General features: G+C 42.7%; 18 protein-coding genes and 2 pseudogenes. 4 read left to right on the top strand and 16 right to left on the bottom strand.

The window, feature by feature from the left end:
* The first annotated feature begins 282 nt into the window (after positions 1 to 282).
* Positions 283 to 1,830: an alanine/glycine:cation symporter family protein gene (locus tag D8S93_RS06830; protein ID WP_012842106.1), complete on the top strand. Its 1,548-nt coding sequence runs from the start codon at positions 283 to 285 to the stop codon at positions 1,828 to 1,830.
* A 99-nt stretch (positions 1,831 to 1,929) separates the two neighbouring features.
* On the opposite strand, the gene D8S93_RS06825 is transcribed toward D8S93_RS06830, so the two are convergent.
* From D8S93_RS06825 to D8S93_RS06750, 15 genes and pseudogenes are all read right to left on the bottom strand, one after another.
* Positions 1,930 to 2,520 (bottom strand): acetate uptake transporter, encoded by a 591-nt coding sequence (locus D8S93_RS06825; protein ID WP_005391518.1) that lies wholly within the window; start codon positions 2,518 to 2,520, stop codon positions 1,930 to 1,932.
* Positions 2,521 to 2,702: 182 nt separating this feature from the next.
* The gene (locus D8S93_RS06820; RefSeq protein ID WP_046874333.1) at positions 2,703 to 4,406 is read right to left on the bottom strand and encodes a chitinase; all 1,704 of its coding nucleotides are present in this window, start codon (positions 4,404 to 4,406) and stop codon (positions 2,703 to 2,705) included.
* Between the two features lie 212 nt (positions 4,407 to 4,618).
* Positions 4,619 to 6,141 (bottom strand): annotated as a pseudogene (locus D8S93_RS06815) (Na+/H+ antiporter NhaC family protein).
* Between the two features lie 212 nt (positions 6,142 to 6,353).
* Positions 6,354 to 6,539: a hypothetical protein gene (locus D8S93_RS06810; protein WP_152812593.1), complete on the bottom strand. Its 186-nt coding sequence runs from the start codon at positions 6,537 to 6,539 to the stop codon at positions 6,354 to 6,356.
* 92 nt (positions 6,540 to 6,631) lie between these two features.
* Entirely contained in the window at positions 6,632 to 8,983 is a 2,352-nt protein-coding gene (locus tag D8S93_RS06805) for an AAA family ATPase (protein WP_152812591.1), read from the bottom strand.
* A complete protein-coding gene (locus D8S93_RS06800; protein ID WP_152812589.1) occupies positions 8,980 to 9,672 on the bottom strand; it encodes an ABC-three component system middle component 1 in 693 nt (230 codons plus the stop codon). Before D8S93_RS06800 ends, D8S93_RS06805 begins: the two co-directional genes overlap by 4 nt.
* Positions 9,665 to 10,948 carry an ABC-three component system protein gene (locus D8S93_RS06795; protein WP_193621588.1) on the bottom strand — a complete coding sequence of 428 codons (1,284 nt, stop codon included), beginning with the start codon at positions 10,946 to 10,948 and terminating at the stop codon, positions 9,665 to 9,667. Before D8S93_RS06795 ends, D8S93_RS06800 begins: the two co-directional genes overlap by 8 nt.
* Positions 10,949 to 11,210: 262 nt before the next feature.
* Entirely contained in the window at positions 11,211 to 11,465 is a 255-nt protein-coding gene (locus tag D8S93_RS06790) for a hypothetical protein (protein ID WP_152812585.1), read from the bottom strand.
* 20 nt (positions 11,466 to 11,485) lie between these two features.
* Complete coding sequence (locus D8S93_RS06785; RefSeq protein ID WP_152812773.1) at positions 11,486 to 11,761, bottom strand: conjugal transfer protein TrbL; 276 nt, start codon at positions 11,759 to 11,761, stop codon at positions 11,486 to 11,488.
* Positions 11,739 to 13,031, bottom strand: coding sequence for a P-type conjugative transfer protein TrbL (gene trbL, locus D8S93_RS06780; protein WP_152812583.1), 1,293 nt, complete (start codon positions 13,029 to 13,031; stop codon positions 11,739 to 11,741). The genes D8S93_RS06785 and trbL overlap by 23 nt, the downstream gene beginning before the upstream one ends.
* A gap of 202 nt (positions 13,032 to 13,233) precedes the next feature.
* Entirely contained in the window at positions 13,234 to 14,007 is a 774-nt protein-coding gene (trbJ, locus tag D8S93_RS06770) for a P-type conjugative transfer protein TrbJ (RefSeq protein ID WP_152812579.1), read from the bottom strand.
* 234 nt (positions 14,008 to 14,241) lie between these two features.
* Entirely contained in the window at positions 14,242 to 16,002 is a 1,761-nt protein-coding gene (gene traI / locus D8S93_RS06765; protein WP_152812577.1) for a TraI/MobA(P) family conjugative relaxase, read from the bottom strand.
* A complete protein-coding gene (traJ, locus tag D8S93_RS06760; RefSeq protein ID WP_102138709.1) occupies positions 15,999 to 16,373 on the bottom strand; it encodes a conjugal transfer transcriptional regulator TraJ in 375 nt (124 codons plus the stop codon). Before traJ ends, traI begins: the two co-directional genes overlap by 4 nt.
* 816 nt (positions 16,374 to 17,189) lie before the next feature.
* Positions 17,190 to 18,185 carry a replication protein RepA gene (locus D8S93_RS06755; protein WP_152812575.1) on the bottom strand — a complete coding sequence of 332 codons (996 nt, stop codon included), beginning with the start codon at positions 18,183 to 18,185 and terminating at the stop codon, positions 17,190 to 17,192.
* A gap of 12 nt (positions 18,186 to 18,197) precedes the next feature.
* Positions 18,198 to 18,422: pseudogene (locus tag D8S93_RS06750) on the bottom strand (helix-turn-helix transcriptional regulator).
* A gap of 198 nt (positions 18,423 to 18,620) precedes the next feature.
* Here D8S93_RS06750 and D8S93_RS06745 point away from each other — a divergent pair.
* The 3 genes from D8S93_RS06745 to D8S93_RS06735 all read left to right on the top strand — a co-directional run bounded on the left by D8S93_RS06745 (position 18,621) and on the right by D8S93_RS06735 (position 23,185).
* Positions 18,621 to 18,920, top strand: coding sequence for a hypothetical protein (locus D8S93_RS06745; RefSeq protein WP_152812573.1), 300 nt, complete (start codon positions 18,621 to 18,623; stop codon positions 18,918 to 18,920).
* Positions 18,921 to 19,034: 114 nt separating this feature from the next.
* A complete protein-coding gene (locus D8S93_RS06740; RefSeq protein WP_152812571.1) occupies positions 19,035 to 19,763 on the top strand; it encodes a hypothetical protein in 729 nt (242 codons plus the stop codon).
* Positions 19,764 to 19,984: 221 nt separating this feature from the next.
* On the top strand, positions 19,985 to 23,185 hold the full coding sequence (locus tag D8S93_RS06735) for an Eco57I restriction-modification methylase domain-containing protein (RefSeq protein ID WP_152812569.1): 3,201 nt from the start codon (positions 19,985 to 19,987) through the stop codon (positions 23,183 to 23,185).
* 85 nt (positions 23,186 to 23,270) lie between these two features.
* Here the strand turns inward: D8S93_RS06735 and D8S93_RS06730 are convergent, their stop codons facing one another.
* Positions 23,271 to 24,458, bottom strand: a complete 1,188-nt coding sequence (locus D8S93_RS06730) for a tyrosine-type recombinase/integrase (protein ID WP_152812567.1) — start codon at positions 24,456 to 24,458, stop codon at positions 23,271 to 23,273.
* Positions 24,459 to 24,691 lie beyond the last annotated feature (233 nt).

Below are 24,691 nucleotides of genomic sequence, written 5' to 3'. Positions count from 1 at the left end.
AGGCCTTTACTCCACAAAATGCATATTATTTGGCATTTTTAACTCATCAAATGTGCAGCACATTTTAATGACAATGTGCTGCATATTTAATCATCAGACAAATCTTCTACCTCAAAGGAGCAAATAAGCAACAAGAACTAAATTTTAACAATCACTCTCCATTCTGTGTTCACCATCACGCTACAAAGGATTTATAGCCAAAAAAGTTAACAATTGCATTACATAAAGGGTAATGTATTGTGTGAAAAACAACCACAAACACAACTAACAGGGAAAATACTCATGCAGTCATTAGTTGATTTTCTGAATGGAATTATTTGGAGCCCGGTACTGATCTATCTGTGCCTTGGTGCAGGTTTGTTCTATTCAATCATGACGCGTTTTGTACAAATTCGTCACTTCTTTGAGATGTGGCGCTTATTACTTTCAGGGAAGAGTTCAACAAAAGGGATATCATCATTTCAGGCACTTGCCGTTTCACTATCTGGCCGTGTAGGTACAGGTAACATTGCTGGTGTTGCTGCCGCTATCGGTTTTGGTGGACCAGGCGCCGTATTCTGGATGTGGGTCGTTGCCTTCTTTGGCGCTGCAACCGCATACGCAGAGTCGACACTTGCGCAAATCTATAAAGAAGAAGACGAAGGTGAATTCCGTGGTGGTCCTGCTTACTACATTGAAAAAGCAATGGGACAAAAATGGTACGCTTGGATCTTCGCTATCGCAACCATCTTTGCATGTGGTGTTCTACTTCCTGGCGTTCAATCGAACAGCATCGGTAACGCAGTAGAAGCAGCATTTGGCTCAGGTGACATGATTGAAACCGCTATTGGTACCTTCAGTTTTGCTAAAATTTTCACTGGTACGGTTGTCTGTGTCATTCTGGCCTTCATCATCTTCGGTGGCGTAAAACGTATTGCGAACTTTACCCAAATCGTTGTGCCATTTATGGCGCTGGCTTACATCATCACTGCATTTGTCATCATCCTTCTAAACATTGGTGAGGTTCCACGCATTTTCGGCATGATCATTGGTGACGCGTTCACACCAATGGCAGGTGTTGGTGCGGCAATCGGTTGGGGTGTAAAACGTGGCGTTTACTCCAACGAAGCAGGTCAAGGTACTGGTCCTCACGCTGCAGCTGCAGCGAGTGTTGATCACCCAGCTCAGCAAGGTCTTGTTCAATCTTTCTCTATTTACATCGATACACTACTTGTGTGTTCAGCAACCGCGTTTATGATTCTTATCACTGGCGCGTACAACGTAAATGGTGCAGTTGAAGGTACGTTCCTAATTCAAAACCTACCAGCTGATATTGGTGCGAATGGTCCTGTATTTACGCAAATGGCGATCGAAAGTGCACTACCTGGCGTGGGTAAGCCATTCATCGCAATCGCACTCTTCTTCTTTGCGTTTACGACCATTCTGGCTTACTACTACATTGCAGAAACGAACATTGCTTACATTCGTCGTACATTCAAAGTAAATGGGCTGATGTTTATTCTGAAAGTCATCATTATTTCATCCGTGTTCTACGGAACCGTGAAAACCGCCAACTTAGCCTGGGCGATGGGTGATGTAGGTGTAGGTCTAATGGCATGGCTTAACATCGTCGGTATTTTGATCATCTTCTTTATGTCGAAACCAGCTCTCAAAGCATTGAACGATTACGAAGAACAACAAAAACGTGGTGTGACCGACTTTACATTCAACCCTGTAGCGCTAGGCATTAAAGGCGCAGATTACTGGGAAGATAAGTACAAGCGTAAAACGGGTAAGGCACCAACGGCAGACAACAGTACTACAGAAACTGTTGAACAACCATCAACATAGCCTTAACGCATAAACAAGAAAAAGCAGTGGTCCGTTTAAGGGCATAAAAAAGGGGATTAACCATTGGTTAATCCCCTTTTCTGCATTATGTGTAAAAGATTAAGCAGCGACAGCTTCAACTTTACGAGCGATTTTTGCTTTACCTACAGGTAGAACTTCACGACCAAATTCGTTGTTTAGTACTTGTGCCATTGCGAAGTAAATCGCGCTTGCACCACAGAAGATACCTTCGAAACCAGCGATAGCACCGATCACTTCGCTACCAGTGAAATCACGAGCAGCAAGCAAGAAGAACAGGATAGTTAGAGAACCAAATACCACTTGCTTCGCTGTTGGGTAGCATAGAGAACCAATGAACATGAAACCAGTGAAGATGCCCCAAAGCGCTAGGTACCAACCCATAAAGCTTGCTGGGCTTGCAGGAAGACCCATGTGAGGCATTACGATCAAGCCTACTAGTGTTAGCCAAAATAGACCGTAAGAAGTAAACGCAGTTGTGCCGAACGTGTCGCCGCGTTTAAAGCACATGATGCCAACGATTACTTGGCTAAGGCCACCGTAAAAGATGCCCATCGCTAGAATCATAGAGTCAATTGGGAAAAATCCTGCATTATGAATATTGAGCAGAATAGTGGTCATACCGAAACCCATTAGACCTAGCGGTGCTGGGTTAGCCAGTTTTGTCGACATGTACAAATACCTTTTTTCAAAAATGTTGATAAAAAATGCGCGCGAATTTTAATGGGCGCCAGAACAAAAGAGAAAAACTGTTATTGAAAACTTAGATTCCATAAATAAGCAACCGCTCAAATAAAAAAAGACCCCGCTAAAAAGCAGAGTCTTTATAGATGGTTAGACTACTTTTCAATCAACTACAGGCAAGAGATCTCGTCCCAGAACCAGTTACTTTGCGTTGGGCTTTCCCACACTCCTGGGCCGTTTTTTGCGACAAAGCATTTGTTTTGGTACGTCACTTTATCGCCGTTAGCGACTTGCGTTACGCCCGGCTCCCACTGAATAAAATTACCTGTCACTGGTGGTTCTGGCTCGGTTACTGGTGGCTCCGGTTCTGTGACGGGCGGCTCTGGCTCAGTCACTGGTGGTTCAGGTTCCGTTGTAGGCGGCTCTGTCGGAGTGCCTGAGACCAGCTTCCATGGGTCGCCTTTCGTTGGCTCATTACCTTGTGACCACCATTTCGCTTCGTAAACAGCACCTTGGTAAGAGACTTGATCACCAGTGTTGTACACTTTGCTTGCATCCCAAGCTGCCACGCCACCTACAGGCGGATCGACCGGATCTACAGGATCTAACTTGTCAACCACACGAACTTCAGGCCAACCCGCATGAGATTGGTAGAAGTTAGTTACGCACTTCTCGTAATCACCCGCAACTAGCGCAGAGTAAGCCGTTTGGAAACCAACCAACTCACATTCAAACGAATGGCCTCCAGGGCGATCTGAGTAGTATTTCCAGTTACCATCCCAGTTGGTGTAAAGCACGTCTGTCGCACCATTTAGGTTCAGACTGCCGTAAGGCGTCTGCTGCCAACAAGTGTTTGTTTCATCAGCTTCAATTGGAATTTGATAATGGGCGGCAAGACCTTCCCAATAACGAATACGGTTAACAGGTTGACCTTTATCCTTGTTTTGCTCACCACACTCAATACCACCATTGATCACGTTGATGGTGGTACCAAAGCCGTAACCAATGCCAGCATCAAGCTCACGCTGTGAAGGCACCCAAGTACGGTCAATCACATGCAGCATTGCAGGTTTCGGGGCTTGTGGGGTTAGGAAGAACCAGATAGCCGATGCCAAGTTCAGCCATGAATCCGCAACCAAGCCTGGATTTTTTAGCAATACAGATGCATCACCATCAAACATCACTTCAGAGAACGCGCCATAGTTAAAATGGTAAGAAAGCTGTTTAGCACCACGTCCAAAGTAACCTTGTCCTGGTTCACATGGCCAACGCTTGTTTTGCCAGTCATTCTGACCACAACCTGTCGTGTAACCTTCTTGACCTTCTGACCAGCCCATTTCACGCACATGAACCAAAGCTTGCTGCCACTCTTCCAATCCAAGAGGGTTATCCGATACGTTATCAATCGAAATATGACCACCAGTTTCCTGCGCAAAGTGAGCAAAGGCTGTCACGATCGATTTTTTACAAATCGCATCCGAATCTCGACCATCCGTGTACTCACCACAGAATGCAGGGAACTTACCAATTGCACGTAGGAAACGCGTGTAAGTGTATTCAGGTGCCGCCATTTGAGTTAGGAAGTCCCACTCACTTTCAGGGAACACACGCTCTACACGCTTCACGTTTTCTGGATTGGTTGCCGCTCCTGGAACAATCGCCTCCACCACTGAGTTCGGGCGCGTCTCTAATGCTTGTGACCAAATGGCATACATAGGGTCAGAGGTTTTGCTTTGCTCTACGGCTTGAACGTCACCACGAGCAATGACATAACCGTTTGGATTCTGCGGATCGGGCTGGATATTCATACTCGCATTCGCTTGTGCAGCTAGGACACAACTCAATGCAAGAGGAAGATGTTTGAGTGCAAACATGTCTAGTCTCCGGATTTTAACAAAAAAATATACAAGGAATAACTAGACATATAGTGGATCATATATACAAAACGCCGAGCTAAGTGCTTTGATTCTGCGAGACAAAATGAATAAATAAGTCCTCGCACACATTTTGTCACAAGAAAAATGTTACCTTGACTCAAAAGAAAAGCGGAGACCCAATGAGCCTCCGCTTTATGATATTTCTATCTTTATTGTTCTGCCGAAACCATGTCTAGCTTCGCGGTTGATTTTTGTTTAGACAACACAAAATAAACCACACACTGAGCAACAATAGCGGCAAGCACAATCACTGGCGAGGCGTTGATTCCAGCTAAAAGGAAACACCCTAATGCAATCATTCCATTGAGTAATGCGTAAGGCAACTGTGTACGGAAGTGCTCATACTGCTCACACCCTGCCCCTGTCGACGACAAAATCGTCGTTTCAGAGATTGGAGAACAGTGGTCGCCAAACAGACCACCAGATAACACCGCACCAATACAAACCAACAAAGGAGCGTCAATCGCAACAGCGGTTGGGATCACTAATGGCATCATGATGGCGAACGTTCCCCACGACGATCCCGTCGCGAACGAGATAATACCAGCAAGCAAAAAGGCAACCGCTGGCAATAGCCAATAAGGGAAACCGGCTTGAGCTTGTCAGCAATGTATGCTGCCGCGCCCAGCTCTTTTCCAACCGAGCTAAGCGCCCAAGCCAATACCAAAATCACCGCCACTGACATCATGTTTGACATCCCTTTCAGATAAACCTGAATACCATCCGAAAGCTTTCTTACGCCATAAAACGCCATCAGCGCAATTAAAGTGAAGGCCGCGAAGAAGTATGCAGAAGAAAGTGCAGCCCTAAACGTTGAGCCTGCCACTTTTTGAAATGGAAAACCGTGCGGTACGAGGATGGTGCATAGAACCACCAGCATAACGAGCAAAGGCGCCCAGACAAAATTGGATTTTGCATTTTTATGCGTAAACACATTCATCGATTCCTGAACTTTTCCAAAGTCGGAACCTTGTTCAGCTAGCTGTTCGGCCTTTGCCATCGGGCCGAAGTCCAACTTGAAGAAAGAGACAATCGGTACAATCGCAATCGCTAGAAAGGCGTAAAACTGGTACGGAATGGCACCTATGAAAGCATCCCAATCACTCATCGTGACATTTAGAGCCGTAAACTCCTTTTGAATCAAACCCATGATGTAAACGCCCCACCCGATAAAAGGGATCAAGATTGCGACGGGAGAGGAAGTAGAATCGATAATAAAAGCTAATTTTTGGCGTGATACTTTTAACTTATCAAATAAAGGGCGAAAAACAGGACCAACAATCAACGGTGTACCAAGGTCAGAGAAGAAAATAACCACACCACCGAACCATGCGGACAGTTGAGCTTGGCATTTACTCGCCACCCATTGAGTAACCTTTTTAGCAAACGCTACACCACCGCCAGATTTCTCCATCAAGGCAACAAAGCCACCAATAAAGACCAAGAGCAAAATGACGCCCGCATTGTAGCTGTCAGTTAATTGCGGCAGTAGATAGCTTTTCATCAACGCACTAAACGAGTCTAGTGGCCCTTTTTCGACAAATGTCCCTTCGAGCATAGCGACACCACTAACCACACCGGCGAACAAACCAACAACGACATTTCTCGTGGTCAGCGCGAGGAAAAGAGTAATAAGGATGGGAATTAGAGAGGTAACTTCAGCCTGTTCCATAGCAATACCATTTATAATATTCAAACAATTAAAGTGAATATATATTTAATTTTAACGCATGTATATATCCCCTGTAAAAAAGTTGAGTCTCCTATTCACAAATTTGAAGCACAAAAAACCAGCCCGGAGGCTGGTTCTTATAAACTCAACAGTCTAGAGGAAAATTATTCCCACTCGAATATCAACGGGTAAAAAATACATCGAAATAACAGCTAGTTAGAAATGCCACCTTTCTCGATACCATCATCTATACCATACGCAGAATTTTTTTGATTTTTTGCGTCTCGTCGGCGTTTTAGTTCGGCTTTGGCCCAAGCTGAGGATTCTGCCATATCACGACGAAGCTCTTGTATCTCTTCAACACTAAGCCGTCGCGGACCCGAGGTAATTCTATCCATCTTGTGCCTCCAACTTGTCACAGTACATTTGTAAAACGCATCATAAAATGATGAATAATGCTCTAAACCCACTAACCTAAAATGGTCTAGCGTTATTGCTCCTCAAGTATTGCTTTTGACTCTTCCATAAAATTTACACGAGAGTGTGTAAAGCCGAACTTTTCAAACTTATACCTGAAATAAGTAGACATACGGTCTTCATGAGTTGAGATGATTATTTGGTTATCGTTAAAATCAGTACGTAATAAATCAATAAAACCAGCAACATTAATCTCATCAAGAGTTTGTACGGGGTCATCTATTAGAAGCAGGCCATGTTTGGCATAGCGCTTATTTAACGCCAGCTTGAACGACAAAACAAGCGCTGCTAATTGACCTGAACTCATCGAAAAAAGAGCATCATGTACTTGTTCTGGTGTTTCTCTGAAAGCAATAGATTTACCATCATTCTCAATGAAAACGCCCAATCCTTGCTGATTATTTTGCATTAGTCTTCCAGAGTATATGTGAAAGTGAATTTCAATTTCTTTGACAACTTTATCCAAGTAATCCTTTATCTCATTTTCGTAACTAGTCCTCAACTTATTAAGGTGACGTTTGAGCTTTTTAGCTCGATCAAACTTCGATTTCTCTTTAGTATAAGTAGAATGTCTTTCTGAAACTAACACTGACACCGACTCGGATCTAAGCTGTCTGAGGTAAAGAATTTTTTGCTTTACTTCGTCTGGGGTGATCTTCTGAAGCTCTTTAAGGTTGTCATTAAATATTTGCGAAAATATTGTGTCGAAATCACTTTCGATGTTTTCTTGATTTACTGGCTTTTTGAGGGGCTTAATACGTTCGACATACATGGCTGTATCAGGAGATATCTCAATGTTATAGCTATCTAAGAATAAATCTTGATATACCACTCCTTGATTATCTAGTTTAGTCCTCAGGTTACTAAAAACTGCGAGTTGCTCCTCTGATAGATTAACCATCGCTTTCTTGTATAGTATCGATTCCCTATTACTCGTCATAAAGTTGCGCAAAACTTCTTCAATGGGCTCTACGAAGTTTGTCTTAAGTGAAACTAAACCACTAGTGATATTACCATTTGTTTGAGAAGCCATGTGCTCAAAAATTTGAGTTTGTTGCTCAATACTTTCAAGTAATTCTTTGTTTGATTCCCAATCATGTCCACATGTCGGGCAATAAGAATTGGGTTCAGAATTAGACTGATGCTCTATGAAATTACGTAAGTATAGGTCTCTACTAGCTGACAATTGAGCAAGGCTAGATTGATATTGATCAGCGCTTAATAATAATTTTTTGATCAGATCAACTTGACTGTCAAATGCAGCAATAGAAATCTCTTTTGGGAAGACATCTTTGAGCTCAAGAGGAAGTTTCAGCTTATCATTCTTGATCGAAGAAATTAAATCTATGAACAATTCAGAAAGCACATAATGTGCGGCATTGTACTTTTGTACATCGAGTTTGAAAGCTTGATAACTATCAACCCTATGACCAAACTTTAAAAAGAGTTCTAAGACATTAGTATTGGGAATAAGCTGTTTTTTCAACTGCTTGTTGAACAGGTGATTTTCAAAATCTTGTCGGTTGGAGACCAAACTAAGTATACGAGATAATACTCCTTGGTCGTTAAGCCATTGATCGTACTGTTCAGGAGGATGAACACAACTCTCTTCATCCCAAGCATTATTTGAGACACTGAGCAATCTGGCATACGGAACTCTAGTTGCCTCTGGCTGCAGCAACTTCTTGGCTTCTTCCCAGTTGTGGTGAAGTTCCTGCAGTCGGGTGTTCTGTGTTTTATCACAGAGTTTTCCCACCTTACCTTCTAACGCTCTCAAAGTAGATGATTTTTCTTGAATATTACCTATATCAAAAAGATGCGCTATCTGACTTTGTCGTTCAGCACCTTTCTGTTTCAGAAGTGCAGTATTCTCTTCTTGTTCAACGTAGTGAAATAGTTCAAAGTTACGACGATAATCTTCCCCCAGGAGTGAAGACATGAATTGTATATCATTTTCTACAGGCTCCCCTCGCTCAGAGTCTAAACTAGCTAAAGAATATAAGTTGAATGTAGCGTTAGATAAACCCTTTATTTGATCTAAATCTTCTTTAACAGCAGCCCTTTCTAAAAAGAGAGTCTCGTCACCAACTTTTATCTTGGCTCGGACTGATAGCCAATCACCTGGCATAGCTTCATTGTTGAGCAGAGAACATCCTTGACAGAGACTCCTTCGGTCAATAATAGTATTCTCTATATCTTGGTATCTACGCACACCTCCCATGAACAGTAGTTCTAATGCATCGAAAAGAGATGTTTTACCAAAGCCATTAGGTCCATCTAATACCGTTAACTGTGCACCATCAATACGTAAATGTAATGACTTAAATACCTTGAAGTTTTTGATTATCAGCTCCACAATAATCATAACTCATACCCCTCTTGGTCAAGTTTATGAACTAGTGAACTGAATATTTCATCATTTGAAAGTTCGTTTAGCTTAGTTTTTGTATCTACAATTCTATCTAGTGCTTTCAGAAGGTGAGAATCAGGACTGTTTGATATTCGATGTTCTATCTTTTCTTCTAAGTCTGACAGAGAAGCAGTTGATAAGTCACCGATTGATATTAAGGGTAATTTAATAGCTAATCTATAAATCAAACTCTCCCAGCCACCTAAAGATACGTTTGATTTGTATTGAGAAAATATATGCCTGTCGGTCGCTAGTTGAGAGAAAACATTACTAATTCCCTCTTTTTGAATAATCTTACTGAGATCTTCAAATTCTGACCATGTATATGGTAATACGTGCTTTTTAAAGAAATATCTATCTTCTTCTGCAAGTCGAACTTTTTCAAATACATCATTAGAAAACTCAGGGACCTGCCATAAATAGAGAATACTGATGTTCTTTGAAAGCGCTGAATCTTGAGTACTTGAAATACAAGTATTTAGCCATTTACTTTGTACTTCAGCACTGAGATCGGGAGCCTGATTTACTATTAGCCAATATGCAGTTTGATTAGTTTGTTTAGTTTTGCCAAAAAGCTCAAAATTTTCACACTCGATCTTAAATAGACCATGAATTTCAAGTAATTGTCTGATGAATTCAATCATCTTTTAACTCCATAGGCACATCGTCAAGAGCGACTAGACTCATGCGCGTGTAATTGAGGATATTATTTTGTTGTTGAGTACTTATTGTTTGCTCTACAGCATCAGGACCAAACTGAACGTTTGCAATTGAAGCTATATTCATACCACGTGTTACTAGTGACCCGTTTTCATACAAGAACTCAACATCGTTAGAAATTGCTTGACTAAGGATTTCGTAACACACCGCTTCACTCTCTTCCTGAGCGGTATGAATCCCTGTCGGATAATAAAAATTACTTTCATGTAACCAATATATTGATGGCGATGTAAGCTGAGTGTTAAAATCAGCAGTAATTAATGTATTAAAGATGGTCAGAAGACTTTTTTTCATTGAATCAGCATTAAGAGCCTGATCTTTGTAATCTCTAAGCGTTCTGAAGGAACCTTTACGGTGTGGCATTACACTTTTGACAAAGTGCTCCATCTCCACCACTGTTAATTTAGTTAAATGGGATACGTATTGATCTAATTTCGCTTGCTTTTCGGCTGAAAGATTGACTTGTTGTTCACAGAATTGCTGATAATAGTAACCAATGTCGGACTGAAGACGATTAAGAAAAAAATCATTTGTTTCAAAAACTTCGAAGTCATCAGCTTCTAGTATTTCATATAACCTGTCAAAGTTTATAAACTCACGTTGAGCAATTACCCTATCACCATCTTGAGTAGTATGAATCATCTGATGAATTGCGATCACCTTTTGGTTAATCTCTGCCTCTAGAAACTCTCGTATGAGCTTAGATAGATTACCTTTCCAATTAGGCAGAGAGGCTTCGCTACTGATTATTGACTTTAGCAACGTCTCTATTAATGTATCGAGCTCTTCTAGTGAACAATATTTTTTCGAAGCTTGTTGATTCCCATAATCATATAACTTTACTGGATGGTAGATAGTTTCGTATTCATCCGGCAAGTCTGTAATTTCTCGTGCGACATGGAAAAAGGCACTGGATACGCCGTCGCTGTTAGCTTTGTCCCTCTGAGCGGTAAACCCACTCTGATAACTTGAGAATTTTTTACTCTTATAGGCTTTCACTTGGTGCATTGAAATACAAGTTTGCCCATTATAGATTGCAAAATCATCTTGGCTTTCCAACTGTAGTTTAAGACTTCTATTACTTGAATAATCATCATCAATGAGTTTCAGACAATAATAGAGTGCAATTTTCCCTTGGTATACAAATCCGCTCCAAGTTGATATTGCTGTGTGAGGGGCTGCATTTTGTTGATCGCACATACTTTTATTTTGACTCAAGACTCAGAACTGCGACATATGATATAACACTTATTGAGTATAGTTATTGATGTGCTTCGAAAAAATGGGGCGCAAGTTAGCCATAACTCTCTAGTTTGCCAGTGCGATATTACATCCCAATCCTGATAATAATCAGCGTACATGCGATTTTTTATGCTCTTCTATCAATTGCAACTATGCCCCCCTACACATGATATGCAGAAATAAGAGCCGGAGATCCATCACCGGCCTGTGTGCTTTCTAACTACTTGCGTCGGCCAAACGGCCAGCGTCTCATTTTGTCGATTTGATCGACCGCTCTCGCCATGTCCTTATAGGCACGCCCGGCCAGCTTGTTTTGGAATACCTCCATTTTGTCGGCAATGGCTTCCATCTTCGAACCGTGTCCGGTGTTGTACAGCCACTGGCCCCAAAAATAGAAGGCCAGCATCACAATGAACATCACTGCGAAGAAACCAATTACCTCTGCAAGGTTTTGAGGTGGAAAGTTAAACTCCATAATCAGTAATCCTTATCTAGTTAGGTCAAGCGACCCTTTTTAACAAAACTGGCAACCTCTTCGCTGCGCTCCTGCTGACGTTCCTGGGCATACGACACGTACTCCTCAACGTCGAAGGTGTGCTTTTCCGGATCGCGCTCTTGCCATTCTGTGTGTGCTTTGCGGGCCTCTTCCTGGTCCTCACTGGATAATCCATCAAAGCCGCCAGTTTGATTCATCCAGCCAGTGCCGCCACCGCCTAAGCTATCGTTGTCAAATGCAGGGGAAGCATCGTCAGTCGCCCTCCTTATCGTCATCATCCCCGTTATCTTTCGTACTGTTTCGGATCGAACTAGCTAGCCGACCTCCGGTAGTGCCAGTGATTCTATCCCCGGCCATATCACCCATTCCCTTCATCAAATTCGCACCGGTATCCGCTGCAATACGCCCCGCTTTTACTGCGCTACCTTTAAAACCGCCAGAGGATTCGCCACCGCGAGAAGATTGACCGGAAGCTTGGGAGAAGGAGCCAGCCTCGTCAGAATCACCACCGCCACTAAATGCACCGCCCAGGCTCGACATAACGTCAGTATTGTTCGCTACGTTCTCGCCTGCTTTTGCAAATGCAGCCTGAATAGCAGACGCTCCGCCGGCGATAGCCATTGCGGCACCGGCAGCCATACCACCAGTGGCAACAGCCGCTCCGGCCATCGCTCCGGCACTAATACTGCCAGCACCTGTCGCCGCACCGCCTCCAGGGACTAGACTAGCGATCACATTGGGAACCGAGTGAATGAGCATCACGAGAACCAATGAAACGACAAAGATCACCAGCAGTTCACGCATCGGGGCATCATTGGATAGATCGGCATAAAAACCGTCCATGATCGACATGGCAATGCCAATAAGCAACGTCATTGTCATCAACTTCAAAGCAACGCCTAATACGCTTTTGAAGTAGTTGATTGCTATATCTGAAGTCCAACGCGAACCACCAAACCCCAGCACGAAAACACCGGCATAGACTAATATCCAAGCCGTCACCAAGGCCAACAACACATTGGCCGCCACTACCGCCATACACGCCAAAATTGCCAGCGTGATTAAGAAGATAGACAAGTTATCTATCGGACTTGTGATGCTGTAGGACTTATCAGTTTTCACAATAATGTCGAACGCAATACTAATAGGCTCTGACGGAGTTAGGTCTCTCGAAAGGCCACCGGCTTGAGCACCGATCGTTCTCAATGAGTCGATGATTGACGTGGCAAAATCTGGGCCGTTTCTGAGTAGCCAGAGAAAGAAACCAAACGTCAAAATGAAGCGCACGAACTCGGCAAAAAACTCTCTTATATCCGCTTGCTTAAGGATTAAAGTTCCGCCAGTCCAAACAAGGGATATCGTGCCCAGCGTCCAGAATAGCCAGGCGGCATAGTTTGTAATTACCGAGCCCCAAGTAGCACTTGCTGTCATGAAACGTACGGCCACTTCATCTAAGACACCATTAGGCTCAATAGCCGCTGATGCTGTTTGCGAAGTCAGTACAACTGCCAGGAGCATCACAAGTCGAATAAATACCTTGTTCATGATTAGAACCCCTTGTTCTTGGACCGATCAGTGGGTTCGCCCATATCCCAAAGACAGTGCCCTTCTTCTCTCTGCTCTTTCGTCAGGTTTGGGTTGTCACAGTTGATCGTTGCAGGCTTAGGCCCGTCATCTTCACCGCATCCCACCAGAACGAAGGAGGCCAACGCACTAACGATAAAAACTCGGGTAATATTCTTCATAATTAAAACCCCCTGTTTTCTGAACGGTCGGTTGGTTCACCCATATCGAACAACCTTTCACGGGACGCTTGATATTGCGCTTCGCGATCAGCATCTGCCTGCATTCGCGTGCCAACGGCACTCTGCTGAGCAATCAGCAGGCTACGGATTTGCAGGAGCTGATTGGCCTGATTACTAGCGAGCTGGTTGGCGTAGCCAATGGCCGCCAGTTGGCCGTCCGCACTCTGAGCACCAGATTGCAGGCGATTGAGCTGGCGGGCATCAGCTTCCAGGTTATCTTGCTGCTGTTCCAGACTCTTAAACAGTGCGTCGTTAGCCTTTTTCTGCGATTCAGACGCAAGGCGTCGGTTCTCGGTCATTGCGGCCCATTCGGCATCGCTGCACCCCACCGACGAGAAGCAAGGCGAACTGCGGTAATAGGCCACGTCCTGAAACTTGCCTAGGTACGCATCGAGACTACCAAGCTGGTTTTGATAATAGGCGAGTGTGTTGGTCGCCTGATTCAGATCGTTGATGGTGCGCTGTGCCTGGTCCCAAATATAAGAAGCCGGGGCCATCGAGTTTTGCAGCATATTTTCATACTGCTGCAACTGGGTTTGATACTGCTGAATTTGTTTAGCAGTCTGTGTAACAGCTTCCATTGCTGACATAATGTTCTGAACTAGATTCGTACCATCAGCAACCGGAATCCCCGCATATACAGGATTAGAAAGGTTTAACGCCAAGGAGATGGCAAGCACGGGAATTTTAGCCGCTAAAATTTTTCGTTTTAGCATCGTTAATTACTCTTAATTGTTATGACTAAAAGTTGCATTCACCAACCTGTAGGCTCGTCTCCTACTCCTGCCGTTGCCAGCGGTGAATGTGGGCCTTTTCAGAGATAGCTCGCCACTTACTATCCCGGCGCCCGACCTGCGCGACACCGTAAACGCGCGGCCAAATAAGGTTAAACATCGGTGTTATTACCAACCGAAGCGGTTAGGGCTTCCGTCTATTCCTTTGCCATCACATCAACGTGATCGGCTCTTATGTTGTCGTTTCGCCTTTTTAGCTGCCTGCTCAGCTTGGAGCTTAGCTTTACGCTGCTCTAGTGCTGGCATGACCGCCGCTTTTTCAGGTACAGGACCCGACTGTACCGCTAAGACCTCTAACTGAGATAGGTTTTGCAACCAGCCACGGCGTGAAGGTGGCACTTTGCCAATCGGTAACACGCCAGGCTTATCAGACCGCTTGGCCCTTTTATTCTGGGCCATTAATGTCTGACGACGGCGTTCTAGTCCTTGATCGACAAATTTGATAGACAGATTGCCATCTACTGTCGCCTTGATTACTCGCGCCTTAAACTCAGGCGAACCATTCACGGTAATACGATTACCGTAACGCTCCATTGCTACCTTTAGCGCAGCTAAGACACTGGTTTGGTTGGAAGCCGTCGACACTTGTAGACGCTCACCATCATCACGCACGGCGCTGTTACCTGCTCGATAAATAATGGTGCCTTTTTTCGTTATCGTATCGACCGTTGCTTTGGGCTCGGCCTGAACTGCATCCCCGTTCAGTGTGTTGCCTTTAAGCTTTTGTGCAGTCTCTCGGCTACGTAGCGCTTTGAGGGCTTCGCTATCTCCCTGCAATGCTTGGCTTTTTAACCAATCCGCCCAGGCTTGGCGTTTATTGTTTTGATATATCGTTTGCCGTTGCTCTTGGTAACGCTTGTGAATGCGCTCAAGCTCGCTTTTCAATGCATTGCTGGCCTGTTTATACAAAAGCTTCTTAGTCAGCTTATTGCTACCGGTTAACTTAATCGCTGCGCGACGGCCACGCCCTTTCCTCTTGGCGTTATCAACCTGTCGATCTTTATCACGACGAGCCTGTTCAAGGGCTTGCGTTTTACTCTCTGCGGCATGTTTCTGCTCTGCTTGATAACGGGCATATAGCTCGGTGGTATTCACCTTCAAGCGAACAGGTCGGTGCGTATATTGGCGGCTCGGCTTGACAGAATCCGATGCAGTCGCTTCAAAGGGACCAAGGCGCGCTTCGAGTTTGGGTTTAGAAAACTCACGTCCCAAGGTGCTCGCTTTGATGATCGCTTCACCATCGGCAACGATCACTAGACCATTTCCTCTGGTTCTTAACTGCAAACCATTGTCCTGCATGACCTGGTGCAACGCCTGCCAGCTATTGGCTGATTTAATCTCGTCCATGCATTCGCGCTTCACCCACCCCACTAAGCTTTCAATACCCGAATGCCGCTCCATATCCATCGCACGTGATTCCGCCCCGCACTTGCGCGGTATGTGATTATCCGGCTGCAAACCAAAATCCTGCTCTATGGCCTCGCACATTTCCGCTAGCTTTTTATGTGGGTAATAAGGCTCATAGATTGTATTGCGCGTGGGATGGATTTTATTGATCGCGATATGGATATGTTGGTTGTCCGTATCGTTGTGCACAGCACTGACACGCTGATGTTCTCCATAACCCAAGCCTTGGCAAATGCGCTCTTCTATCGCGGCCAAAGTATGCGCTTCTAACTGTTCACCATTAGGGAAGCTCACTATGAGGTGGTAGGTTTTATCACTCTTCGCTCGGGTGTTAGCGAATTGAGTTGCTAACACTTCGCTGATCGCATCGCGCACGGTTTTCGCTTCACAGTTATTTAAACGAACGTTACCAAGTCGATGCTCTTTGCTCTGGTGATCGGTGATGTAATTCACCAAGCCCGCAAAGTCAGACTTACCTTGCGAACGCATCGGTACGTGCTTGACTATCATTGATCGACCCTCGGCCGAAGAATGGATTCCATAAGCGAGCTCATTTGATCTTGCGTCGCTTCAATACGATTAAGCACCGCTAAGATTGTATTGACCCCCACATTCGCTACCTTGGCATCATTACTAAGCCATAACTTAAGCAAACCACCCAAACGCCCTAAGTCACCATTCACTCTTACCAGTTCGCGTACCTGTTCTACATCGGTAATACCTTGAATGCGATAACCTTGGCCGACTTCACGTAGATAAGTAGAAGTACTAAGACCTGCTTGCACAGACAGCGACTCGATCAACTCACGCTCCTCTGGCAGACAGTAAACCTTAATCGGTGGGCTATTCTTTCGAGTGATCTTGTTCGTGCTGTTCCCCATGCTTTGACTCCTCTCTCTGGCCCCGCAGGGCAGGATTAACGTTGAGCTCCGAAGGTGCGAATAAGTCCAAAGTGAAGAGGCTTCGCCATGCTTGCATGGTGTGCCTACTTCACACATCCTGCCCGCTTTTCAACTTTGGTTTTATCACGGAAAGTTATGCATGCCCGTGTGCATTTCTCTGCATTTAACTGTTTATTCCTGTGTAAACTATGTTTACTCAATAAGTCCGACACTTATAGCGGTATGACAGCGCACTTATAGCGACTGAATAGCGCTAAATTAGCGGTCTTACAGCGATTTATGTGTGTTGGCTTTACTCAATATCACGACACCGAAAAACACAGTTTTCCTAACACTTTCCGCTCTAGGCTAAGTTCAGAGCGTTCGTATTTTACCGCCCCTCAAGTGTCAATGAATGTTTAAATATCCAGATAACAAAAAGAAAAATCATTTTATTTTCATATATTTAAAAACCAATCAATTTACAAAAATTGATTTTATTGACAGTTTTAAGCAATTTATTTTTATCAATCTTATCCACAATATCTGTATGCTTAACTACAGGTTAATTTTTATATAGGTATACCTACAGGAAAGTACTATAGGGGGATCTACAACCACATGTTATTAAAAGGCTTTTTGGCACTTCGCGGGACAGAACATGCGCACTCCGGGACAAAACATGCGTAAGCCGGGACAGAACATGCGCAAAATCCCCCCTTTAAAGCGGGACAGAACATGCGTGGATAACTTTCTAAATACCCAGGCTTAATAACATCAAGAATGGTGCGTACATACTGTTTCATGCCGCTCACTCTATCGCTTTGTCTGTCGAGGTACTTGCGGAGCACTTGGTTTCAAAAGCAATCCTTTTTCGGTTGAAGTAGCATCTAGCTCTGGCCATGCATATTGAACCTTTTTAAGCCCATCGAGAAACCGTTTTCTGAAATCTCGATGCCCCTGAGAAGTATTAGGATAATTGGCTCCTATTTGGTCCATTAGCCCTTCCCAAGGAATGACTGTTGAACGTTTTAAATAGCTGACTCGGTATGTTGCCCAGCAATATATATCGAGAGCCATAGGAGAGCGCTTAATCAACCGCAAAACCCTCATATCTAGAGGAACTGGTTTATCTGTTATCAGTTGAAAAAACTTTGGCGACAGATCTACCCAAGAGCCCCATAATGAATTTTGATCTGGATGCTTTGTGCTCCACCATATATGTGAAACATCCGCTACTCTGGCGCCAATCTCATCCTCAGAAATATATTCATCATCTTCATTATGCTCCGTAAACATAACGCTGATGGTGGTTTTAAAAAGTTTGCCCATCTGCTCACGCAAACGCGGAATAGAACCATCTTTCCCCCCAGTTCCCGATAACCCTAGTTCGGCCATAAAACTTCTCTGAGAATTCCCTAATTCAAGCCTGCGTGCCTCTGTCTCATCGATATAACCTTTATCCAATCTGGACTTGTTTCTTACTGCTTGAGTGGTCATCCAAACCAGAAGCAAACGTGCATAGCAACCGTAAGGCAAACCTACCGATGAGGGGGCCATCATGTGCATTGTGAAATTACCATTCTTGCGACTCCACTCATTCGATTTGGGTTTGCTATGCGGTATGGTTGCTTGAATCAAAAGCCGAGCGATAAAACCGAGTTCATTAGCCTCCTGAGCACTGCACTCCTGGATTGCTATGATGTTGTCGATATATTTCGTGCTTAGCTCTAGCTTCCCGCTGGCACCCGAGGCATTTTTTTGCCAAGTGGTTCCCCTAGCCTGAACATCCGTTACATCTTTAAGCGTCATGTGAACTCAGACTTACCAACTAAAACCAGGTCTTGCGGCTTTTAACGCAGATCTGCGCTTTTCTTCTATCCAGTTCTCCACTTCAGACAGGTCCCAAGCAACACTTCGGCTGGTCAGAACAATACGACGAGGAAACTCACCACGTTGTTCCAGGTTATAGATAGTTCGATCAGATAGCTCGGAACCATACGTAGTAACGTTTTTCTATTAAAGTGTCTTATGTGCTAGTTCATGCATGGTAATACCTCTACTTGCTGTAAGAGGTTTAATCATGCCAAACACGATTAAAGTTTAATCTTAGATTCAGGACAAAAAGGTTGAATATGAATGCTAGCCTTAACATACCACTACAAGCAATTTCCTATTATTGCCAATTAAGAGATAAATTCTTATAGTAAAACTTTATAAAAATCGAATGTGAGTCTGGATAATGATATGAATAGTATTGAGTCAGAAAAAGATGCAGCAAAGCGTTTAGGCTTATACAATTTTTTAATCATAGATAAAGGCTGTGATCAGCTTGTAGCTCAGGCTATCAAAAGATTCCGGAATGAATGGGGGCCATATTCTCAGTACTCTACGCGTAAGAATATTATCAACTTAGTTCAAAAATCATTAGATAATAGCATTTCAAAGTTTATATATAGTCTTCCGGAAAAGTATCAATACTTCTTCCCAAAACAAGACAAATATATATCTCTAAGCTTATTGATTAAAGAACTAGGTTTTCAATAAACCTATAAGGAAATAAAGAAATATCTCGCATTTTTCATCGAATACAATAGTTCAGGTACTGAGACGGATAGGAGATTCATCGCTACTTTAGAAACGATAATAAATCTAATCTGGATGTGTTATCTAAGACGGCCGAAATTCCAAGAGTACTCAACTGATGTAAAAATTAATACTACTAGAAAGCAGATTTTATGTGAGTTCTGTGGCGAAAAAACAGAATTAACGTCATTTATAGAATCATTAGATAAGAATACCATTCAAGATAAAGATCTAGACGATATAAAATTGATGGTTCTAAGCCATAATTTTTGCTCACTCCATAAACAAAAGAAAAATAATACTTCGGCTTATAAACGAGCAAAGCGTTCTCAAAATCAGTTTGAAACCGAAGTATTAAGATTACGCCGACAAGTAGCCAAACCAGATAAACATAATGCTATGTCAGGTGATGAACTCATAGACGAATATTTCTATCTCTACCTTCAGGGGAAAATGGTCACGTCAGAACAAGCTGAAGCTTATATGAACTATGTACGCAAAACATTTGGCAATCAAATAAAAGTCGATACAACTATGCTCCATCGCTTACATGAGATTTCGGATTCTCTGACTAATGAAGGAACTATGATTTCTTCCGGTGATATTGACAAGATTCGAAACATCGCTCGAAGAATGGTCGATTCGAGGATCACTGATAACAAGAAAAGAATGCTCGTTTTGAAGCAACGAGGGCTTAGTCAAAAAGAGATAGCACAAAGACTAACTGAACTTGGTGGCAAGAACATCACTCATCAAGCAGTGTCTAAAGCTCTGTCATCAGTTCGAGATGAGTTCCTACTATGAACACTACTAAAACCGAAGACACATTTTAGCGGCTAAAATACATCCATAATGATCACGTTTCACATACATGAACTTTGCCGTAATTATTTGTACGAACTATGTTAAGAGCCTACTAAGAAAGCTCGCCAATAGCTTGTTATATAGACTTGGTTCGGTGACTTATGTTCCTCTGTAGGATAAGATACGGACCATATGTAATGAATACAGGTTTTGTTTAAATAATGAGCGCCAAGGCATTTCAAATCATCCAAGAAAAGCGTCTAAATCCTTGGAAAGGAGAAGAAGAAGTTCGTTACAGTTGGATGATGGCTATTGAGTCAGAAACCGGTCTTAGTCTTAACGCTGAGAGAGGGAGAAAAGATTCTAGCCTTAACCATGTTATCATCGAGTTTAAAGCCCCTGGCTTGTTCAAAGGGAAGAAAGATAGTTCCGCATTTAAAAATGCGACAGAAGCGCGCCTACTCCCATACATACAACGTGAAGCTAGAAATACAGGCATTCCAGAATCAGACTTTATTGGTATAGCTATCGATGGTGAACATATTTGTTTTGCCCAAGTAAAAAATGGAATAATATCAACCCAACACTTAATTCCATTTTCTGAATATGCTGTTGAGCTTGTTGTTGATGCTTTTAATTCTGACACTCGAAGAGCTTTTACCACTGAAAATTTACTAGCTGATTTCGGCCATGGTTCTTTAATGGCAAGAAACTTCATGCAAGCAATGTCTGATGGCCTGTTATGTTATCTCAACGCATCAGGAAATAATAAAGTAAAAATGCTTTTTGAAGAGTGGCGAACTCTTTATGGCCAGGTGGCAGATATGTCCATTCTCCAAGCAGATGCTATTAATAAAGAAATAGCATTCAATTGGAATGGAGAAAATAAAGATTCACTTCCGGCCCGATTGTTTATCATACATACTTATAATTCAATTCTAATTAAGTTAATAGCAGCAGAAATTGTATCAGCTCATGGGTTAACTTCGATAAAACACCCAGCGCAAAGTATGTCTGCTCTTTGTGGCGATATTGAGCTCGTGACTATGATGGAAGCTTCTATAGAACGTTCGGAGATTTTTGAACAAGCAGGATTAAGCGGATTTATCGAAGAGGTTATTTTTAGCTGGTATATACAACTTGCTAAAGACAACTTATCCCCTAATTTATTACTAGCTTTAAGACAAATCCTATCTCGTTTATCTTTATACCGGTTAGATTATTTAGAAAAAACAAGAGATATATTAAGAGATCTATATCAAGGATTAGTTCCAGGAAAACTGCGTCAAAGCTTGGGCGAATTTTATACTCCAGATTGGTTGGTCGACTTTACAGTAGATAAAATATCTAATGAAGAAATAGTCAGTAAAAAAATATTAGACCCGACTTGTGGTTCTGGAGCATTCCTTCTTGCAATTTTACGAAAAAAAAGGGCACTGGCTGAGGAACAAAGTCTAAACCATAAAGACACACTAAAAATGCTTTGTGATACTGTTTGGGGATTCGATTTAAATCCTCTCGCGGTTCAGACTGCTAGAGTAAACTTTTTGATTGAAATAGCAGACTTATTAGAAAAATGCCCAGGTACGGAAGTCGAAGTCCCAATATTACTAGCTGATGCCATATATTCACCTGCATCCTCACCAGAAACTGATGATGAAATTGTCGAATATAATATTGGAAGTCAGGTAGCAAAACTTAATATTCTATTACCATCAAAGTTAGCAATTGACAGAGAACGGCTAGATCTTGTGTTCAAAAGAATGGCGCATGATGTTGAATCAGGCGCCGAATTTGACATAGCTAGTGCACAGCTAATTAAATCTGGGATACTTACTAGCAAAGAAATTGAACGTTGGGAAGAACCACTTAAACATACTTATGATCAAGTTTTAAATCTACACAAGCAGCAATGGAATGGCATTTGGTTCCGTATAGTTAGAAATTTTTTCTGGTCAGCTACCGCTGGTAGTTTTGATATTATTGTTGGTAATCCACCTTGGGTGAGGTGGTCTAAGCTTCCAGAACTCTATAGATCTCGAGTTAAACCGACTTGCGAGCACTATGGGATTTTTTCCAAAACAAAAAGACATGGCGGTAATGAGTTAGACATATCAGCGATGATAACTTATACCGTTACAGATAAATGGTTAAAAGAGAACGGAAAACTAGCATTTGTTCTAACTGGTACTTTGTTTAAGAATCCATCATCTGCTGGATTTAGAACGTTTAAGATCGAACCTAATAATCAAAGCTCTTTCTATTTACAGCCAATAGAAGTAGACGATATGAAACCATTGAAGCCATTTGAAGACGCTTCAAATCATACATCTATTGCCATATTTGAAAAAATCTCTACTTCTCCTAAATACCCTGTACCATATTTCGTTTGGACTCCAAAAAAGGGATATAAAAAAGCAATCCCTGCAACTAATTCAATCCAAAGCGTTATGGCAACACTAGATTCTAGTAGAAATGAGGCATTTCCTGTTGCGGATGAAGGCTCACCATGGGCAATTCTCCCACCAGGTCGATTCTCCGCTATAAAGCACCTATCCAAGACATGTGAGTGGACTAAAGGCCGTAAAGGGATTACTACTGATTTAAATGGTGTTTACTTTATACCTGTAATACAGAGTAACGATGAGCTAGTCCAAATTGAAAGTAGACCAGAAGCAGGTAAAAAGGATATAGGTCCCAAACGAGCTTTATGGGTTGAACCTGATTTACTATACCCATTAATTAAAGGTGCTGGCGACTTCGAAACCTGTTATCTAAAGATAACAGGACCAACATACAACAAAGATAAACTTTATACATTTGTTCCTAATACTGGTATATCAAATGATGATTACCAACTTGCTGAGAATGACATTTTCTCCCCTAGATTAAAGAGAACTCTGTCTTGGTTTAGAAATTTTGAAAGTGTGTTACTTGAGAGATCAACATATAGACGTCAAATGAAAGGCGCGCCTTTCCACGCTATATATAATATTGGAGATTATACGTTTAAGCCTTGGAAAGTTATCTGGCCTGAAATGTCATCATCATTTTATGCAGCTGTAGCAGGTTCAGCTGATGTTCCAATTATTGGAGAAAGAGTTTTTATACCTGACCATAAAGTTTATTATGCTTCTTTTGAGGACAAAGACACAGCGTATTATTTATGCGGATTATTAAACTCAAACACAGTCAAAGAATGGATAGAAAGCCACAACGTATCTATTCAGGTTGCGGATGTATTTAAGCATCTGAACTTACCAGCTTTTGATATTGAGAACATGCTTCACATTAAACTTTGTGGTTTAGTTGAAACAGCACACCAAACGCATGATCCAAAGCAACGAAAGGTAATTATAGATAATATCAAAAATGCTGCAGAATCTATCCTTGAGCAATGGGCAGAAGACTGTAGATCCTAGTTTTTAAGAGGGGCGATAAATAACTGCCCCTCTTAAAAAGAATTTAAAATCATAAAATACAAATAGACATTTGCATTCATACAACTTATTCAGTCCATTCATCTATCATATCAGCCCAGTCCTGTAGCATTGATGCACGTTGCTCTCGATATTCAGCTTTGTTGTAAACAGCCCTCACCCCTTTCTGTTCATGCGCCAGGCATTTTTCTATCCAATCAGTGTTGTATCCAGCTTCATGCAGCAATGTACTTGCTGTTCTACGTAGGTCATGCGGCCCAAACTTACTTAGTGACTGACCTTCCTTTTGCGCGGCCTTGTATGTCAAATCCATGACTCGGTTCATCGTCGCACTACTCATTGGAGCATCAGAGTCATAACGGGAAGGAAGAATGTAATCAGAACCACCGGCAAATGTCTTTAAGGCGATGAGAATGTCCATAGCCTGGCGTGATAAAAATACCAGGTGCGGGTTACGTCGTTTCATTCTCTCCTTAGGGATCGTCCACAACGCTTCACTAAAGTTTATCTCATTCCAGGTTGCATTGGTTAACTCGCTTTTGCGCACCATAGTCAGCAAAAGCAACTTTACCGCAGCACGAATCGAAGGCGTGGTTCCTACCTTTTCCATATAGCGGTACATCAAACCGATCTCAGCAGGTGATAATGTTCGGTCTCTTGGCTCAAACCGAGCGATACTTGCAGGCCTCACCAAATCTGCCGGGTTCTCAACTTTCTGCCCTCTCTCAATTGCCCACCGATACACCTGGAGTACAATATCACGCGTGTGTACAGCCGTTGCGGGCGCGCCACGCTCTACTATCGCATCAGTCAGTGCTCGCAGATCTTCATGGGTGATTTCAGTCAGCTTCTGATTGCCAAATTTGCCTTCTAACTCTCGGGCATAGACTGAGCGACGCATGTCCCGGGTAGAATCGGCCATCTGATAGCCACGAAGCCATTTCTGAGCCCAGGCACCAAAGGTTTCAGCATCTTTCGTTCTCGCCTTAGCACGTGCTTTCTCTTTGGCCGGTGACTTTCCATCAATAACCATTCTCTTCGCTTCATTGAGACGCTCACGCGCTTCTGCTAGCGTGATGCCTCCTACTCCGTAGCGGCCAAAGGTAATGGTTTCTTGCCTGCCATTGATCGAGTAGTTGTAACGAAATGAGATAGAACCCGCAGTGGTCACAGCAACATAAAGGCCATCACGGTCATTGACTTTGTATAGTTTACCTTTGGGTTTGAGATTGCGTAGCTTGGTATCAGTCAGCATGTTTCGACCTATTATTCTTATTTAATACCATGCTGAAACACCTCTAAAAAACTAGAGATTAATACTTATAAAACAGATAGATATAAAAATTTAATACCATGCCCCATCAAAAACACTCAGCATGGTATCGGGCGTAATCCATGGCATTACCGATGAATCATACCCATCAAAATACCACGGTCAAACCGTGCTTGGCGTTGCCAGACATTGCCAAAAATGACTAGGCCAAAAAC

Origin of the sequence: Vibrio sp. VGrn 2 (assembly GCF_009361695.1) — a bacterium.
Classification (GTDB): Bacteria; Pseudomonadota; Gammaproteobacteria; order Enterobacterales; family Vibrionaceae; genus Vibrio; species Vibrio diabolicus.
This window is presented reverse-complemented; position numbering and strand designations above follow the sequence as displayed.

Coding starts and splice junctions, on each gene's coding strand:
- D8S93_RS06740 (WP_152812571.1), top strand. CDS start 19,035: ATGTGTTATCTAAGACGGCCGAAATTCCAAGAGTACTCAACTGATGTA.
- D8S93_RS06735 (WP_152812569.1), top strand. CDS start 19,985: ATGAGCGCCAAGGCATTTCAAATCATCCAAGAAAAGCGTCTAAATCCT.
- D8S93_RS06830 (WP_012842106.1), top strand. CDS start 283: ATGCAGTCATTAGTTGATTTTCTGAATGGAATTATTTGGAGCCCGGTA.
- trbL (WP_152812583.1), bottom strand. CDS start 13,031: ATGAACAAGGTATTTATTCGACTTGTGATGCTCCTGGCAGTTGTACTG.
- D8S93_RS06790 (WP_152812585.1), bottom strand. CDS start 11,465: ATGGAGTTTAACTTTCCACCTCAAAACCTTGCAGAGGTAATTGGTTTC.
- D8S93_RS06825 (WP_005391518.1), bottom strand. CDS start 2,520: ATGTCGACAAAACTGGCTAACCCAGCACCGCTAGGTCTAATGGGTTTC.
- D8S93_RS06810 (WP_152812593.1), bottom strand. CDS start 6,539: ATGGATAGAATTACCTCGGGTCCGCGACGGCTTAGTGTTGAAGAGATA.
- trbJ (WP_152812579.1), bottom strand. CDS start 14,007: ATGCTAAAACGAAAAATTTTAGCGGCTAAAATTCCCGTGCTTGCCATC.
- D8S93_RS06800 (WP_152812589.1), bottom strand. CDS start 9,672: ATGATTGAATTCATCAGACAATTACTTGAAATTCATGGTCTATTTAAG.
- traI (WP_152812577.1), bottom strand. CDS start 16,002: ATGATAGTCAAGCACGTACCGATGCGTTCGCAAGGTAAGTCTGACTTT.
- D8S93_RS06795 (WP_193621588.1), bottom strand. CDS start 10,948: ATGTGCGATCAACAAAATGCAGCCCCTCACACAGCAATATCAACTTGG.
- D8S93_RS06805 (WP_152812591.1), bottom strand. CDS start 8,983: ATGATTATTGTGGAGCTGATAATCAAAAACTTCAAGGTATTTAAGTCA.
- D8S93_RS06820 (WP_046874333.1), bottom strand. CDS start 4,406: ATGTTTGCACTCAAACATCTTCCTCTTGCATTGAGTTGTGTCCTAGCT.
- D8S93_RS06755 (WP_152812575.1), bottom strand. CDS start 18,185: ATGACGCTTAAAGATGTAACGGATGTTCAGGCTAGGGGAACCACTTGG.
- D8S93_RS06745 (WP_152812573.1), top strand. CDS start 18,621: ATGAATAGTATTGAGTCAGAAAAAGATGCAGCAAAGCGTTTAGGCTTA.
- traJ (WP_102138709.1), bottom strand. CDS start 16,373: ATGGGGAACAGCACGAACAAGATCACTCGAAAGAATAGCCCACCGATT.
- D8S93_RS06785 (WP_152812773.1), bottom strand. CDS start 11,761: ATGACGATAAGGAGGGCGACTGACGATGCTTCCCCTGCATTTGACAAC.
- D8S93_RS06730 (WP_152812567.1), bottom strand. CDS start 24,458: ATGCTGACTGATACCAAGCTACGCAATCTCAAACCCAAAGGTAAACTA.